Origin of the sequence: Trichocoleus sp. FACHB-46 (assembly GCF_014695385.1) — a bacterium.
Lineage (GTDB): Bacteria > Cyanobacteriota > Cyanobacteriia > FACHB-46 > FACHB-46 > Trichocoleus.
On record NZ_JACJOD010000049.1, the window covers coordinates 11,874 to 28,199 of the forward strand.

Below are 16,326 nucleotides of genomic sequence, written 5' to 3' on the forward strand. Positions count from 1 at the left end.
TCGAGGTGATCTGCTGCCGCACAACTTCACTGTTAGACCGGTACATTTTCCACGAAGTACCCAATCAGGTGATTTAGACAGGCAAAACGATGCTTGATAATCGAGTTTTATGGCAGAGCTAAGGAGAGTTTACCTTGGCAACCGAAAAATACGAAGACGTGCTTCGCTTTTGGTTTCCAGTCCAGCCAAAGACCGATCAGCCAGCAATGGTTCGGCAGTGGGAATGGTGGTTTCGCGGCGGGGGGAACGCTGAAATAATCGAGCATTTTTCACCCCTGTTAGAACAAGCCATACGGGGTGAACTAGATGCTTGGTCTCGTCAACCCCAATCGCGGCTGGCGCTAATTCTCGTCCTTGACCAGTTCTCACGCTCCATCTATCAGGACACAGCACTAGCATTTGCGCAGGACTCGAAGGCTTGCATGCTGACGCTCGAAGGCATCAACGCCGGACACTACGCGTCTCTGAAAACCCCTTGGGAGAGGACTTTTTTCTTCCTACCGCTGGGGCATTCTGAGAACCTTACAAACTTAGAACTGGCCATTGAACTTGCAGACGACCTTGTGCAGGAATCACCGCAGGAGTATCGCGCCTTACTAGAGTTCTCCGCAGCACAAGCCCGCCGACATCGAGATATACTGACTCGCTTCGGTCGTCATCCTCATCGCAATAAAGCTCTAGGACGCCAATCAACCCCGGAAGAACTGGAGTATCTGGCAAGTGGGCAGCTTGTCCATACGCGCTCAATGCCGTCCCACCTATCGCAATCTCTTTCTGAGACTCGAGCGAACTAAACCCTGTTTTTCATCTTTACGATTCCAGTTCAACAACGTCCATGCACACCAACCGTCGAGAGTGGATTGGTTATGACTCACAAATTATGTGCGGTATGTGATGAGCAACGTTAGACTGCGTGCCTGAGCTTGTTGGAGGTTGATATGACGCTTCCCTTCGCTGGGTTAAGTTTTCCCGAGATGTATGAGCAGGCGCTCGTGGGCCCTCTGTTTCGTCCTTGGGCTGAACGCCTCCTCGACGACGTAGAGCTTACCGCCGGAGACTGCGTTCTGGATGTGGCTTGTGGAACCGGCATCCTCGCGCGGCTAGCGAAGGAACGCTTGGGCGAGAGCGCCAGGGTAGCCGGTGTTGACTTAAATCCGGCAATGCTCGCAGTCGCACGTCAAGTGGCCCCAGGTGTCGATTGGCGCGAAGGCGATGTTGCTGCCCTACCACTGCACGACCGCGAGCAGTTTGACGTCGTCGTCTGTCAGCAAGGAATTCAATTCTTCTCGAACCAGACTGCTGCGGCACGGCAGATGCGAGGCGCACTGGCGGCGGGCGGCAGATTAGCCGTAAGTGCTTGGCGAGCGGACGAGGAACTCCCGCTGTTGCGGGAACTCCGTCATGTCGTGGAACGCTACCTCGGGCCTATCATCGACCGCCGCCACAGTTTTGGAGAGACTGCCCCGCTCAAGGCCCTGCTCCGAGAAGTCGGCTTTCACGACGTTCAATCAAAGACGGTCTCACGTACTATCCGTTTCGATGACGGGACTGTCTGGGTGCACATGAACGCGATCGCCCTGGTCGGCATGAGCGATGCAGCCAAGGCAATGGGCGAAGCGGAGCGCGAGCGAGTGATGGCGGCGATCGCTCGCGACAGCGTCGAAGTGGCGCGGCCATACACCGATGAAGCAGGGCTTGCCTTTGAGCTTAGGGCGAACGTGGCAACAGCCCGGGGTTGAGAGGTTGAATGAATCGCAGGTTCACAGATGATAGAGACAGGGTAGAGGACTTCGTGGGTTCATTCTTGGTTGTGTGCCCGGAATGCTCCCGCCAGGCCACAGTCATTCACCGAGGGTCGGGCGCAAACTCACAGGTCAGCCTCACTTGTGTGAAGTGTGGCCACTCTCAAGAGTGGAGGTGTGCCGGCTCCGGCGTTATGTACTCCTCCACTCTTGAGCATTATGAGCCGGGGCAGGTATGAATCGGGGCGGCTGTTGACTGGTACTTCCATCTCCCGCTCTGGTTGCAGCGACCGTGCCGCGGTGAAATACTGTGGGCATACAATGTTGAGCATCTGAATTTCATAGAGAGCTACGTGAGCGCGGGCCTGCGCCAGAGGAGTAGAGACGAAGAGTATGGCTGGAGCAATCAGAGCTTGGCGAGCAGGTTGCCGACGTGGATGAAGAGTGCCAAGAACCGAGCAGAGGTCATGAAGGGCTTGGCAAAGCTAAGGGAGAGACTCGTGTGACCCACCCTGCATCTAACATCACCCGACGCTCCTCTCACGTCACCTGCCATGCGGGGCCAGAGCGCCCTTCCGCCTTCTATGCCCGCTACCGACTTCCCCTCCCTCATCCGCTGCGCTCTCAAAATTTAGTTTTAGCGGATAATGATACTGAGTTTCCACTAGGACTAAATTGGACACATTCTCTAGATGAGCCTAGGGGCATGAAAAGGCGCGATCAAAATACAGCGATCCCACCTCTTGATTTCTCGGTTTTCGAGGAGGTGTTATATGTTTCTTACAAACATTGCCGAAAACGAACAATGGCGTGCTTCTTGTAATACGTTTCAAGCGCTTGAGTCCTCAAGCGATCGCACCTCAAACAATGCCGAATTGACTCATTTTCGGTAATGTTTGCTAAGATATTTTCGCTATGGCTCACAGCGATCGCCCTCTTCGTCCCTTCAACATTAAAGGTGTCAAACAAGCGGCTCGGAAGCAAAGAGAAAACTGTTACTGGTGAGGTCGCTGGCTTGCACGCCTACTATAATTGCTAGCTCTCTACCTAAGGCGTTCACAGAAGTATCTGCACCTTGCTGGCGAATACTTAGGCTGCTAATTCCCATCACTCCGGGCAGTCCAGTGATCGCAAGTACATCTATCCCTACCTGAAAGTCCGCAACGGTGCTGGCTGCTCTGGGTAGAAGCTGGTCTGCAATCCAAAAGCGATCGCTGCCTTCCCCACCATTCAGTAGCGCCCCACCCGCCCCACTGTACAAAATATCGTCACCATCCCCACCGTAAAACTGGTCATAAGCTGGAGCTAAGGTGCTTCGGCCTTCTGTCTGGCCAAACTGAACGAAGTGCTCAAACCCACTCAGGAACATTCCTGCTGAGACGGCAGCTGCGACATCAGGATTCTGAGCAAGGTAAGCATTTTCCTTGTATAGCTCACTCGGAGCACGGCCTTCCTTTTGGCCAAAGTGGATGAAGTGCTCAAACCCACTCAAGAATACTCCTGCTGAGACAGCAGAAGCGACATCCGAGTTTTGGGAGAGGTAGAAGCGTTCGTTAAAAAGTAAGTTATCGTCTCGACCTTCCTTTTGGCCAAAGTGGATGAAGTGTTCAAAGCCGCTCCGAAACACTCCACCTGCAACCGCAGCGGCAACATCTAGATTTTGGGAGAGGTAGAGGCTATTGCTAAATGCTGCACTCGGATCACGTCCTTCAAATTGACCAAACTGAGTGAAGTGCTCGAAGCCGCTGCGAAACACTCCGCCTGCAACCGCAGCAGCAACATCCGAGTTTTGAGCGAGATAGAAGCTTTCGTTGTACAAAGCGCTGGGGTTGCGTCCCTCAAACTGGCCAAACTGAGTGAAGTGGTCAAGCCCACTCTGAAAGACTCCTTCTGCAACCGCAGCGGCAACATCAGGATTGTGGAAAAGGTAGTAACCCTCATCCAATATTTGAGAGTGAGTGTTGTTGGAGTTCGTTAGTTCAATTTGAGGAGGATGGGTGTTGCTTAGAAAACGAACTCGATCAGCGGAGGTGAAGACACTGAGAAGATTATCCTCACCAATGAGCGTATCGTCTCCAGCATCTCCTTCTAAGCGATCGCTACCCCCGCGCCCTCTAAGTTCATCATTGCCTGCTAGGCCTAGTATGTGGTCAGCTTGATTCGTCCCACTGAGGCGATCGCCCGCAGTGGTTCCCCAGATCGTGTTTACCTCATTCAGATCCAATACTGAAAGCTCAACGCCATTGATACCATTGTCAGCAGAAATGTAAAGCTTGCCGTTTTCAAAACCGAGAATGACTGGGTCATAGTAATCACTTACACCAGAGTTTAAAACTGTAACTAACTCTGGTGTGTTCGCCTGAGGGTTAATGCGCCACAAGTTAAGGCTACCGCTGATAGTGTGACCAGTGAAGTACAGCGCACCATTGACGTTCATCAGCTTCAATCCAGAAGAAGAAATGTCCGGTGGGATTTGAGTGCTGAAGACTGGGTTGCCTGTGGTTGAGTCAATCTTCCACAATTCAGAACCAACGTTAGTAAAAACGCGGAAGTAGAGTGTGCCGTTGATATTCGTCAAATTGTCAGGATTGACCCAGCCACTCGTTTGTGTGAATTCGTTAACTAGAATCAAATTACCTGTCGAGGGGTCAACCTTCCACTGCTCATAACCATCAAGAGTGCGAACACTGAAGTAGAGCGTGTTGTTGATATTCGTCAAATTTGAATGTCGGTCATTGCTCGATACGGCATTAGTAACTTGCACAGCGGTACCTGTAGCAGCATCAACTTTCCACAGTTCAGCGCCCCGACCGTCATTGAAGGCACTAAAGTAGAGCGTACCGTTGACATTGGTTAAATTATCAGGATTAGAACTCTCCCCACCTAGGGCGATATCAATGACTAGCACCGGCTTGCCTGTAGCAGGGTTAACCTTCCACAGTTCCCTACCATTTTCGTTAGCGTAAGCACTGAAGTACAGCGTACCACCAACATCCGTAAGGTATTCTGGATGTGAACCGACACTCCCCAGTTCGAGTTCAAGTTGGACGGGATTGCCTGTAGCTGGGTCCACCTTCCACAGTTCTCTACCATCAGCAGTGAAAGCACTGAAGTAGAGCGTGCTGTTGACACTGATTAAGTTGTAAGGATCAGAAGAATGAACTTCCGGAGCAATATCAGCAACCAGCACAGGATTACCTGTGGCTGGATCTACCTTCCATAGTTCCCTACCATAGCTGGCAGTCTCAGCACTGAAGTAGAGCGTGCCGTTGACATTCGTTAAGCTCCTAGGATTGGAAGAACCAACCTCTGGTTCAATATCAGCAACTAGGACTGGGTTGCCTGTAGCTGGGTTAATTCTCCACAGTTCCCTACCATAGCTGTTGGTCTCGGCACTGAAGTAGATCGCGCCGTTGACATTGACTAAATTGTCAGGAGAGGAACTGGAATCGTGAGTATTAATATTTACGGAAGATAGACTCCCGGTGGCTAGGTCAATCTTCCATAATTCTCTGCCACTACTGCTAGTGTAAGCACTCAGGTAGAGCGTTCCATTGATATTTGTTAAATTACCGGGATCCGACCAGCCAATACCTGGTTGGATCTCAAGCTGCGCTAGAGTGCCCGTAGCGGAGTCAAATTTCCACAGTTCGCGACCACTACTACTATTAAAGGCGCTGAAGTAGAGCGTACCGTTGATGTTTGTTAGAGCGGTCGGGTAGGCACTGCTGCTGCCCAATGAAATATCCCTGAGTTGGACTGGATTGTCTGTAGTGGGGTCAAGCTTCCACAGCTCATAACCACTACTAATGCTGAAAGCGCTGAAGTAGAGCGTACCGTTGACGTTCGCTAGACTGTTCGCAGAAAAGCCGCTGCCCAATGAAATATCGCTGACCTGGACTGGATTGCCTGTGGCTGGGTCAATCTTCCATAGTTTAGAACCATTACTGAAGTAGAGCGTACCATCAACATCCGTCAAGTTTTCGGGATTGTAAACGCCATTGCTTGGCCCAATATCGAGTTTTACTGGGTTGCCCGTGCTAGGGTCGATCTTCCATAGTTCTCTACCACTGTTAGCAGCCAAGACACTAAAGTAAAGCGTACCGTTGACATTTGTGAGGTTTTTTGGAAAGGAGCTGCCGCTGCCTAATACGATATCGCTGACTTGGACTGGGTTGCCTGTAGCTGGGTCGATCCTCCACAGTTCATAACCATTGTCGATAGTGGCGGCACTGAAGTAGAGCGTGCCGTTCACATTCGTCAAATTCTCAGGGTGTGCCCATCCACGGCCTGGTTGAATTTCAAGTTGCACCGGCTTGCCCGTGCTGGGGTCAATCTTCCACAGTTCGTAACCGTTGTCAGTAGTTAGGGCACTAAAGTAGAGCGTGCCGTTCATGTTCACTAGATACTTTGGGTGGGAACCGCCATTGCCTGGTTCAATGTCAAGCAGCACTGGGTTGCCTGTGGTGGGGTCGATCTTCCACAGTTCAGCGCTGCCATTATGGATAGTATTTGCACTGAAATAGAGCGTGCCATTCACATTCACTAAACTCTGAGGATCGGAACCACCACTGCCTGGTACGATATCAGCGGCGACTATAGGGAGCCCTGTAGTCGGATCAAGCTTCCACAGTTCCCTGCCATCAACAAACTGGGCAACAAAATACAACGTGCCATTGACATCGGTAAAATCAGCGGGATCAGAGCCAAATGTGTCTGTGTTGATGTTGTACTGAACTAGGTCATAGCTTAAAGTCGCAGCATACTGCTCAAGCACTGTAGGTTCAAATGCTAAATCAGCGACCCTCGGTGCTGTCATAGCGCCCAAGTCCCAGTTCCCGCCCTGAGCCGCACTACCCGTTATCACTGCTGAAGCAACTACATTCGCACCCGTTAGGTGATGTAGCCGATTGAGCAAGTCCCAGCCTCTATGTCCCTGAGCTACTTTACATCCATAAATCAGTAACTCTGCTGTCTCTGTCAGCGCCTTTGCCCAAGCTTGAATTTGTCCAGAATAGTAACTCAGCGTTTCCCAGCTCAGCTCAGTAGCACCTAACTGTATCCGTCCAGATGCTCCATGAGACACGATATGTACAGCCGTTAAATCAGAGCACTGGGACAAGGTCTCACTGATTTGCTCAATTCCATCTCGTGCTGCATCCAGCACAACGACCTCAACAGGCGATCGCACTCCAGCCACCAAGTCCAGGTAATCTGTCACTGCCGAGTCAATAAAGACAATCTCACGGGTCACCCTAGTTGGAGTACTGAGGTAGTGAGAAGTAAATTGAGACTGGTGCAAAGTAGGAGACATAAGTGATTCTCACACTGATAAAAAGAGAATTAGCAGTTCTCAAAGACGAGTTTTCTGACCAAAGCTGTCTCCTACCCTTGACCTGACCACGGTTAGGCAGTCTCGGGTTTTCAAAGAGACTTTGCACACTGTTGTTACTATTGTTACGTGGCTCTACTTTAAGCTTCGATTGTAAAAATCAGCAACCTTGTCAACGTAAATCTTTGGATTGGTGTTGTAACTCTCAGGATGTGTTTTCGCCTGGGTTTCCCAATATTCAGCTAAAGGATACGCTGCTTTGAGTTGGCGAGCATTGTCTACAGGTGTGTAAGGATCGATCGCGCTGTGAATAATCAAAACTGGTCGAGGAGAAATGCGACCTATTTCCTGCACAGGCTTAGAAGAGATCGGGTCATGACCAGTCCACAAATGTCCAAACAGCATAGTAGAAGGTAAAAAGATCTCAGGTAGGCCCGAAGCTGAGTGCCAATGTTGCTGAATCACTGGATAAACCTCGGCGTAGCCACTATCAGTGACGACGGCTCCAATATCAGGGTCATTGGCGGCGGCTCCAATGACAGCAGCAGACCCCATTGAAACTCCTAAGACTCCAATCTTTTGGGGCTTAAAACCCTTTGTCTTGAGCCAATCTGCGGCGGCAATCACATCCCGCCTTTCGGTAATGCCAAAAGTAAAGCGAGACGGAGTACTCTGCCCATGTCCTCGCAAATCGATCATGAGAATGGAGAAGCCTTTTTGATTCATCGCTGAACCAAATTCCGGAAACTTTCCAGCCAACTCAAGAGTACGACTGGAATTCAAGCCATGCACTAAAATCAATACCTTGTCAGTCGTTTTGGCAGGAATGAACCAGCCCTTGATTTCTAAATTGTCGGATGTCCGAAATTCAACTTCTTGAGGCGGAACCACAAAAACTGATGCTTGAAGCGGGTCAAAGCTCTGTTTTGGGGTGGAAAGCGTATGTCCTGCATAGGCAGAGATGCCCAAATACCCAACCACCAACAGGGCTGAAATACCAGCAGCTAACTTGAGGGCAAGATAATTTGGAGGCTTACGATTGATTGAATCAGAACCTGTTGCTTTCATTCCCACTGAAGCCTCCTGAAAGGATAACGACCCAAACAAGTGGCAGCAAATGACTCCGATCGCCCCGTCAATTTCTTTCCAGCATCCGCTGAATTGGCTGATTAGTCTGCTTTCACTCTCATAGACCAGTTTAGGATTAAAGCTCTGGCTGACAAGTACAGCAACAGCCCATTACAAAGATGCCAAAGAAAATGGGTGCCGGTTGAGAAGTAGGGACAAACTGCTTGATCCAGTGTACGAAATGAAAGGGCTAGTAGAAATACCCCTGATGCCGCGAGTAGAAACAATGGCTCCTGCTTCAGTTGTTGATAGTAGTACAGTCCCAATCCCCGCAACACTAGAAAGGCCGGAACATACGACAGAGAACCATTGAAGAGATAAGTAACTGTTCACTGAAGTTGCTGGCAAAGAAAAATCCAGCGATTGATGCTCCGGTATAGTCAGATTTCATCCTGACGCCCTAACAGCTGTACAGCCATAAAAACCAAAGCTGGAAGGCAGAATAAGGCATCACCCCTGATAAATTGGCTCACTGTGTCGCCAAGGTATGAAATAGGGAACTACCAATTTCAGTACTGGTGGCTAACGTGATCAAAATCCAAATACCCGGAGGCACTTTTGGTTGTCGTTGAGCCAATTGCCAAATTACCCCGGCTGCCGTGAGAAATGCAAGCTTAGGTTTGCCGATAAACATTGCCATTTTGAGGCATTCTCGGCAATGTTTCTTGTGCAGATCAAGCAAAGTAGTGATCGCGTATTGTTTATCCGCATTGACTTGCCCTCTAAGGAGGCCTTAACGAGTCTTAGAAGGCCAATCATATTAGATATCCGATGGCTCGTCATTGAGTAGCTGCTGAATCAGTTGCTGTCGCTCTTCCTGACTTAGCCCTTTTGCCATCATTGTCATCTCGCTCAAGCTGAATGCTGCCTGAGCCATAGAATGCACATCTTCTAAATCTCGCAGGAGCACCTCATCGATCGCAGCCTGAATCGGACGTATTTTGTCTTCATGTGTGCTGCGATCGTACATTCGCTTTAACGTTTCTAGCGAGTGACCCATCATATAAGCTAGCGATTCTAGTTGACGGTCACTTAAACCTTTTTGAAAGGCCCAAGTAGCCCATATGTATCTCAGGGTATGTGGAGTGGGACGTTTTGGTGTTTTCATTAAGCGATGAGCAAGAGTACTAAAGCTTCTAGCCAAATTGGAGTCACAAAATTTATTTCCTGCTCTTGGCTTCACCCACCAGTAGCCCCAGATATACTGCTCCCCGACCTCGTCTTCTAGGGGTTGATGATGATCTTTTGGGTCGAAATCCATACGACCAGCAGTTATCAATAACATTCTCTTGCCTAGAAACTCCCTTTGCCAACCTCGATAAACTTCAGCTTTGACACTTTTTGTTTGCATCCACTCCCCAAAAAGCCAGCGATCCATGTAGTCATAAAAGGTGAGGTTGTCGGAAAACAAGCGATTGGGAATTATAAAAGTTTGTCTGCCGTAGAACCCATCCGTCTTGTAATCGTTAAAGTCAATAACATAAACACCCTCTGGATAATTCTTGCCTGCATGTTTATAAACGCGGGACAAGCAATTGTCTGCCAATTGGCCATTGCGGTTCTTCTTACGGTGCTTAAACTCAATGGGTGGTAAATACAATCCGTGAACCGGAACTTCCTCAGGCTTTTTTATGGGACAACTCAAAGCAATTCTAGTCTCTCGATAGTCTTCCTGCCGCCTAGGTGGAAAGGTCGTCAACAGGTACCAAAACAGAAAGATAAAGGTAGACTTTGCAATACTAGTTCGAGCTCGAATTTGCTTCCTACTATTATGGGGTCGTGCCTCAAGCCTGAGAGGTTCTGTGACCTCCTTATACAATGTCTCTAAAGCAGTTTCACCTAGGACTGGATCTGGCCACTTATCTTCTTGCTTAACAACTGACTTTTTTGTTCTCCGCCACTGCTCACGTAACACCTCTGTCGCTGAGCATTGATCCTGAAGGTGGGTAATCATAGGGATTTGGTAAAAATCCTGCCTACGGCTCACCAACGTGCGGTACTGAAACTTGGCGATCGCAAGCAAGGCAGATTCTTTGCCTGCCCAGGTATGAGGGCTAAAGGAACCGCAGAACTCGTTAATGTATTGTTGATAGGCCATGACCCAATCATCAGTTTGATCAATACCTTCCTGCCAAAGTTTTCGAGTTTCTCTGCGAGACAAATCTTCTAAGTCTTCCTCGCTTACTTTAGGAAGTAGTAAATCAAAATTTAATTGCTCCTCAGGAATGCCAGGCTGATACACATTCTTAAAAAATCCGAGGAATAATCGGCTTTGTTCGAGATAAATATCAATGGAGCTTGCTTCCAAAGTCTTAACTAAATTTCTCGGACGGCAATATCCTGAATAAAAAGTTCGGAAGGCTGCTTCATTTTGTTGCTGGGTGGCTGTTAGCTCCTCTGGTCGCAAGCCATATTGAGGATAGCGTCCTCGTCTCTCCGTCAACCTCATCTCAGCAATACCACCTCGACCTTGGTGCATTCGAGGAGCACATTTCTGCTCCCAGTCATCACTACCTGAACCAGGATAGAAACCTTCTGCTTGAGTCCACTTCAAGCAACCTTTGACTGCTGCACCATAAGTGTTTCGGCTGGCTTGTGGAGGATTAAGTAAATCGTATCCTCGATACAAAGCGTCTTCAATTTCCATCAAGCGATCGCTTGATAAATTACGGAAGAAATCCCAGGCTCGTTGTGTATCATGCTTCGTCATTTTTCCTTGGGAACCTTGACGCTTAAATCCCATACCAGTTGCAACAAACCTGAGAAAACCTGTATTAAGGTGGTTAAATAGATACTTCCATTGTTCTGGCGAATGAACTGCTTGCAAAGATTCCTTGTAAAGTTCAATGACCTTGAATACACTTAATTTCTTGCTCATGATTGATTACTCGGAAAAAGTTGTAGGATGTGCAGAATTAGCTTTTGTTTAGAAGCCAAGTAGTTTCAGAGAGGGGGGTTAACTTACATTGCTATTAGAAGCAAAATTTATAATTTAACCCCATATTAGTAACGCAAAGGCGTGACTAGGAATACTCAAACCTTGCTAGAGGAAAATCCTTCAATCTATTGTTTTCAGGGCTTGTGAAGCTCTTGTTTACTTGAAACTCTAATAAATAATTTTGGGCTTTTTTCAAAATTAGAGGACTTAAATAAATCCTGAAGCCACTGCAAGTCGAACTTATTTCTGGTCCGAAGTTTCTGTCTTTCATATCCTTTTAGCCTATTTCAAGAAGATAAGGTCTTAATGCTTAGCTAAATACCTATGGGACAATGATTTGAATTGTTTTTCGACCAATTCTTTCAATTAGTTCACTACGAGAGATACCTAGTACTTGGCTAATTTCATCGAGTCCCTGAACTCCAGTAGGTGTGATGCTAATCGAGACAGTTCGCTTGAGTTCGTCATAAAGTTCTGGCTGTCCACGACGAGACTTAATACCTTTGCAAGCAGACTTTCGTTGATGAGGAAGCCGAGACCTTTTTTTAGATCTGAGCTTGGTTGATTTGAAAGGGCGGGAACCAGGCATATTACTTCTTGATCAGGTGTTCACAAAAATGTACAAAAAAGCCGAGGGGACTATGCAGTTTGACAATGCACAGCCCCCTCGGCGGGTAAGCTCAATAAATTTTCGGAGGTAGAGCTATGAAGCTCTACTGAAAGGCCAGCCTATTGGCTCCTAGCTCTAATATACCCCCAAGCTATTCCTACCTAACAAGGGTAATTGAAAGGTCACTACAAAAAGGGAAATTAGCCCCTTATCCTATAAAGGTAAGGGATCAAGTTAGTTTGCTTAGACTATAAAAATTCGCTAGGTCTAAAATTTGCCTCTGCTAATCAATGAATTTACATTGTTTCAAGTTTTAAGCTAGTTCTGTGGTTGCTTCTCGTTGCAGTGACCCTTCAATTACCTCAGTGACGAGCGTAGCCGTATCCTCTATATAGCTCAGTTAGTTCGTTAGATGGCAAGGTCAGTAACAGTGCCGTCAAGATTTTTAATTGAGCCTGCTGACTCAACTGGTGCCAGAGTCGCTGCCATTGTCGAGGAGTAACCCAGCCTAGAAACACCTCTCCAATAGTGGTAAGAAGTTGCGGCGTATCCTGGCAAGCTTGAATAGCTTCTTCCATAATCACTGCAATCTCATTAGGTTGTGCTTCGAATTTTTTACTACCTTTGCTATTGAAGACTTCTAATAGCGTTTGTAGTAATTTCCAGTAGCGGCTGATGTATTGCTGTGAGTAATCCGTTAAAGCTGCTATTGCGCTTTGAGTCACCTTTTTTCCGTCGGCCTGAAGTTGTTGGACTGCTTGCTCAATCGCAAGAGTGAAAGTCTCGAATTTGTTAGCAGCCTCCAAGGTGATCGCAGAGGCTTTAGTCAGTTCTACATTGGTTAACTGCAAATCGAAGTCACTTAAGATAATTACCTGCAACATTTCATTGGATCGTCGGTGCGCTCGCAACCGCCCGATCGCTTGGTACATATCTGCTCGAATTGCCCGATCAACAAATGCTTTAAAGCCAGGGTCTTCTAAATGATGGCATCCGCTAAGAATGCCGTATTCAGCCAGCAAGTCTCCCAGGTTGCGGCAGGGAGTTCCGACTAAAATCAGCGTCGTAATTTCTTCAAAGTCATTCACGCCTCGACTATCACGCCACCAAGCTCCCATGTTTTGATTGGCAAATCGTTTAAAGTCGATTACCTGTATTTTAGAATCTTTTGTTTGATAATAGTTGAGAATTGCGGCTGTCCGTCGTTGTTGATCTTTACCCCGCTGCATACCCATCCGTCCCGTATCGGTAACCTGAAGTAAGCGCAGGTTGTCTATGAGAGGAGTGACTTGGTAGCACAGGTAAATCTCCCGGGGATCGCAACCTAGCTTCAAAGCTAGGTCTTCTCGGCTGAGGGTGGCATCGAGAAAGATGATTGCGCTAGATGCTTGGGCGATCGCCCGATGTCGGGTATCGAGGAGAGATAAAGTGAGCAATCTCTGATGGAGACGCAAGGCTCCTTGGGTTTTACCAGTCAAGACGCGCAGTAAGTCGGGCAACCACTGCTTGATCAATGTTTGCTCTGCCTGACTTGCCAGTTCCTCATCTTTGAAGGTGAACTTTTTGCGTAATGAGGGTGGCAAATCTGCTGATGCAACCCCATACTGAGTTGTAGTATCCAGGAAGGATAGGTTGGGTTGTAAAGCTTTTTCTAGGGCAGAGATACTAACCTGGTCAACATCGGGTAGCAGAGCCAAAACTTGGCTATGGTTTTGTCCGAACTTCGGCAACTTTATCTGCCCATCTAGGTAAGGTAGCAGCTCTGCTATCAGGGGTTGAACCTGTTGAAGCAGGTCAGGATAGGTAACTAGAGCTACAATAGTTTGCTCTAGATCGGCCCGAGTAATGACAATATCCCGCTTGACCTGAAAGCTTTGTCCGGGTTCATCCCAAATTGAAATAGTACTAGCGTAGTCGTACTCTAAGGGAGCAGGCAGACTATCAGGATGCGATCGCAGCTGTGGAGATGAAAGGGCAGAGTGTCGTTGGTTGAGAAACCCATAGCCCGGTCCTTCAGCATGAATGCAAGCTTCTCGCAAATGGCAAGTCCCACAGACAACTGCTGCCGTATCTGCTCCTTGTATTTGTTTGGTTCGTAAGGTGCCAATTAAACCAGTTCGAGCGCAGTTGGCGGGATGGCTAGGGACCTGTCCTAGTTTGGCCCGTCTCAGACGATCGCTACCATTGGGCGTTTTTTCGGTAATCAATCCAGCATGACGAGCCTCTAAGTCAACCCAGCCATTGGTAATACTTAATGTTTCAACGCTAGGGTTGCGGTGCTGATCAGAGATGTAGATAACCTGGTGCAAGTGGTCAGCTATCTGGCAGGGGTCAATGTTACCTGCATCAAACGATTTGCCTGATCCCGGTGGTGAGGTGTCGAGAATATAGCGATGGCCCTGATTAATTCCTTGTGCCCAGGTTGTTAATCGCTCGCCTGGTTGGTAGCTAACTACTTCACTGTCACCTAATGCCTGCCGCAATGCGCTTGCAGACCGAAGTGAGTTTTGTGGCCGCTGAAGTTTACGTTTGATCTGGGTTAACCAAGCAAAGTGAGGATGGGCGATCGCTTCAAATTGAGCTGTGGTAATCCATTGGATTTGGCTGTAATCAACTAACTCGTCAATATCTGGAGCATCTTTAGCCTTTTGTCCCCACCAAGCTACTCGAACCTCATATCCCCACTGGTATAACAACTTCCAGGTTGCTCGGTATTGACGGAGAACCTGACGGTTAAAAACAGCGCCGGCATCGGGATGGAACTCAATTACCCGAGTGTTTAATTCAGCCGAAAGAACTGAGAGGGTGTGTCGCAAGGTTTTTCGACTGCTGGCAAATTGCCCTCCAGCTGCCCCAATTGTAATAATGCCTAACCGCTGGGACAGGATGAAGGGTTTTGCTCCTACCCCTTCGACCAATGCGATCGCATTGCGTTTAATTTCGAGTGGGCGATGGACTGCTAGTGGCAATTCTCCGTTTGGCAGATGTGGGCTGGGTCCATGGGGACGACTCTTAGTGGCGCTGGTTACCCAGCAATGTCGCCAGCCATTTCTTGCGTCTCTGAACCGTTCTTGTGAGCCAACAATTTGCCCTTCTACGTTGCGGATGGGCCAAAGATACCCAGCAGCTGGAGTATTTAACCTATCTCCAGTTAGGTTGACACCTGGCAAGGTATGAGACAGGGGTGAGTCTAATTTTTGCCATTGTTCAACTGATTTAACTCCGCAAGCTTTGATTTGTTCGTCGGTTAGCCCTCGCTTTAGCAGATCCTCCCGATCTAGGTGATGCAAGCTGAGTTGGTTGAGCAACTTCCGGTATAAGGGATCGCGCTCCTCCGCAGATAAGGCGATCGCGTATTTCTGCTGTTCGTTCTGGGCAAACTGTTCCCAGAGCCGTTTTCGTTCCTGTCGCCATTGCTGATGTTCTTGGTTAGTCCATGCATGACCATCATCTTTAACCCATTTGCCCCAGAGATCATCTTTAGTTCGTCCGACGAATTTATAACCTGGAATATGGCTGCTGGTATCCGCGAAGGTCATGCAGAGCAAGACACCACTGGTCTCTCGGCACTTGCCTTTAGTGTCATCGCATAATTGACATGGATTTCCTTTTCTAGTCGGGGTGAAATTTTTTGACATAGCTAAAATCCCTCATGTGGAGTGAGTTCATGGGATAAAAGCCATGCAGCAGCATGGGTAAATTTGCCAAGGTTCTTGCACCTTTTGACAGATCACCTCTAAAATGGGCTTACATGGCTAGCTTGTTATGCAAGCAAAGCAAAACCTCCGCACCTTTTGGTGTGGTTTCGCTAGAGTTCTAACTTTCAGAGCCGCCAAGCTAATCCAGTTAGAGCTTCTTCAAATTCCAAATATTTCGGTTAATTCGAGCTTGGTTCCCCTGCTGTTTGCCTAGAACAGTGGGGGTTTCGAGTTTTTATGAGGCTTTTAGTAGTTAGCACATGTAATGCACCTCTCTTAGTTATATATGGGACGCTTGGTATCGCAATTTAGCAAGAATCACCGTTTCGCTGTAGGAAGTATATTTGATCTTGCTTTGATCTTGGAAGATCGCTATAAATTTGATAGAAAACATACTCTGTAAGAGCATGTAAATTCACAGCATTGCAGGCTTTTGACTCAAATAGTCACGAATTGCTTGTCGAGCAAGCACTGTTGGTTTAGAGTTTTCTACCTTGGCTCGGTCTCTTAGTGCTTGAATATCCTGGTCAGTTAGGCGAGTTTGAAACACAATTAGCTTTGCTGGCATAGCCTTATTAGGTCTTTGGTAATACGTCAAAGCCTACCAATCTGCCCTCTCAGATTGCAAAGGATGTACGACTAAATTGATTTGTGTAACGATTGCGTTACATTCAGGACTTACGCAGGAGCAATATTAGACTGGAGCAATGAGCTTCACTAAACTCGACTACTGCCAATACCTGATCAGTAGCCCGATCAACTACCCAGTGACAAACTTGGCTGACCATCTTGATGGCATTAGTCATGACCGCATCAACCGTTATTTGCGTGGTGAGAAGTTGACCCCTCGTCTGTTGTGGGACAACGTTCAACCACTA

General features: G+C 47.9%; 9 protein-coding genes and 1 pseudogene. 4 read left to right on the forward strand and 6 right to left on the reverse strand.

Going from position 1 to position 16,326, the window contains the following annotated elements:
• Positions 1-134 precede the first annotated feature (134 nt).
• From H6F72_RS25040 to H6F72_RS25050, 3 genes are all read left to right on the forward strand, one after another.
• The gene (locus H6F72_RS25040; RefSeq protein WP_190442037.1) at positions 135-794 is read left to right on the forward strand and encodes a DUF924 family protein; all 660 of its coding nucleotides are present in this window, start codon (positions 135-137) and stop codon (positions 792-794) included.
• 144 nt (positions 795-938) lie between these two features.
• A complete protein-coding gene (locus tag H6F72_RS25045) occupies positions 939-1,739 on the forward strand; it encodes a class I SAM-dependent methyltransferase (RefSeq protein WP_190442039.1) in 801 nt (266 codons plus the stop codon).
• A 436-nt stretch (positions 1,740-2,175) separates the two neighbouring features.
• Positions 2,176-2,565, forward strand: coding sequence for a hypothetical protein (locus H6F72_RS25050; RefSeq protein ID WP_190442041.1), 390 nt, complete (start codon positions 2,176-2,178; stop codon positions 2,563-2,565).
• 138 nt (positions 2,566-2,703) lie between these two features.
• On the opposite strand, the gene H6F72_RS25055 is transcribed toward H6F72_RS25050, so the two are convergent.
• From H6F72_RS25055 to H6F72_RS25080, 6 genes are all read right to left on the reverse strand, one after another.
• Entirely contained in the window at positions 2,704-7,056 is a 4,353-nt protein-coding gene (locus H6F72_RS25055) for a DUF4347 domain-containing protein (protein ID WP_190442045.1), read from the reverse strand.
• Between the two features lie 153 nt (positions 7,057-7,209).
• Positions 7,210-8,142: an alpha/beta hydrolase gene (locus tag H6F72_RS25060; protein WP_190442047.1), complete on the reverse strand. Its 933-nt coding sequence runs from the start codon at positions 8,140-8,142 to the stop codon at positions 7,210-7,212.
• Positions 8,143-8,671: 529 nt separating this feature from the next.
• Positions 8,672-8,836 (reverse strand): hypothetical protein, encoded by a 165-nt coding sequence (locus H6F72_RS25065; protein ID WP_206755462.1) that lies wholly within the window; start codon positions 8,834-8,836, stop codon positions 8,672-8,674.
• Between the two features lie 126 nt (positions 8,837-8,962).
• On the reverse strand, positions 8,963-11,080 hold the full coding sequence (locus H6F72_RS25070) for a hypothetical protein (protein WP_190442051.1): 2,118 nt from the start codon (positions 11,078-11,080) through the stop codon (positions 8,963-8,965).
• Between the two features lie 1,032 nt (positions 11,081-12,112).
• A complete protein-coding gene (locus tag H6F72_RS25075; RefSeq protein WP_190442053.1) occupies positions 12,113-15,289 on the reverse strand; it encodes a hypothetical protein in 3,177 nt (1,058 codons plus the stop codon).
• 574 nt (positions 15,290-15,863) lie between these two features.
• The gene (locus H6F72_RS25080; protein WP_190442054.1) at positions 15,864-16,016 is read right to left on the reverse strand and encodes a hypothetical protein; all 153 of its coding nucleotides are present in this window, start codon (positions 16,014-16,016) and stop codon (positions 15,864-15,866) included.
• Positions 16,017-16,155: 139 nt separating this feature from the next.
• On the opposite strand from H6F72_RS25080, the pseudogene H6F72_RS30475 reads away from it, so the two are divergent.
• Positions 16,156-16,326: pseudogene (locus H6F72_RS30475) on the forward strand (IS701 family transposase); the annotation flags it as partial.

Excerpts from the sequence above, each read along its gene's own strand:
- H6F72_RS25045 (WP_190442039.1), top strand. The coding sequence starts at position 939 with ATGACGCTTCCCTTCGCTGGGTTAAGTTTTCCCGAGATGTATGAGCAG.
- H6F72_RS25055 (WP_190442045.1), bottom strand. The coding sequence starts at position 7,056 with ATGTCTCCTACTTTGCACCAGTCTCAATTTACTTCTCACTACCTCAGT.
- H6F72_RS25060 (WP_190442047.1), bottom strand. The coding sequence starts at position 8,142 with ATGAAAGCAACAGGTTCTGATTCAATCAATCGTAAGCCTCCAAATTAT.
- H6F72_RS25065 (WP_206755462.1), bottom strand. The coding sequence starts at position 8,836 with ATGTTTATCGGCAAACCTAAGCTTGCATTTCTCACGGCAGCCGGGGTA.
- H6F72_RS25070 (WP_190442051.1), bottom strand. The coding sequence starts at position 11,080 with ATGAGCAAGAAATTAAGTGTATTCAAGGTCATTGAACTTTACAAGGAA.
- H6F72_RS25075 (WP_190442053.1), bottom strand. The coding sequence starts at position 15,289 with ATGACCTTCGCGGATACCAGCAGCCATATTCCAGGTTATAAATTCGTC.
- H6F72_RS25080 (WP_190442054.1), bottom strand. The coding sequence starts at position 16,016 with ATGCCAGCAAAGCTAATTGTGTTTCAAACTCGCCTAACTGACCAGGAT.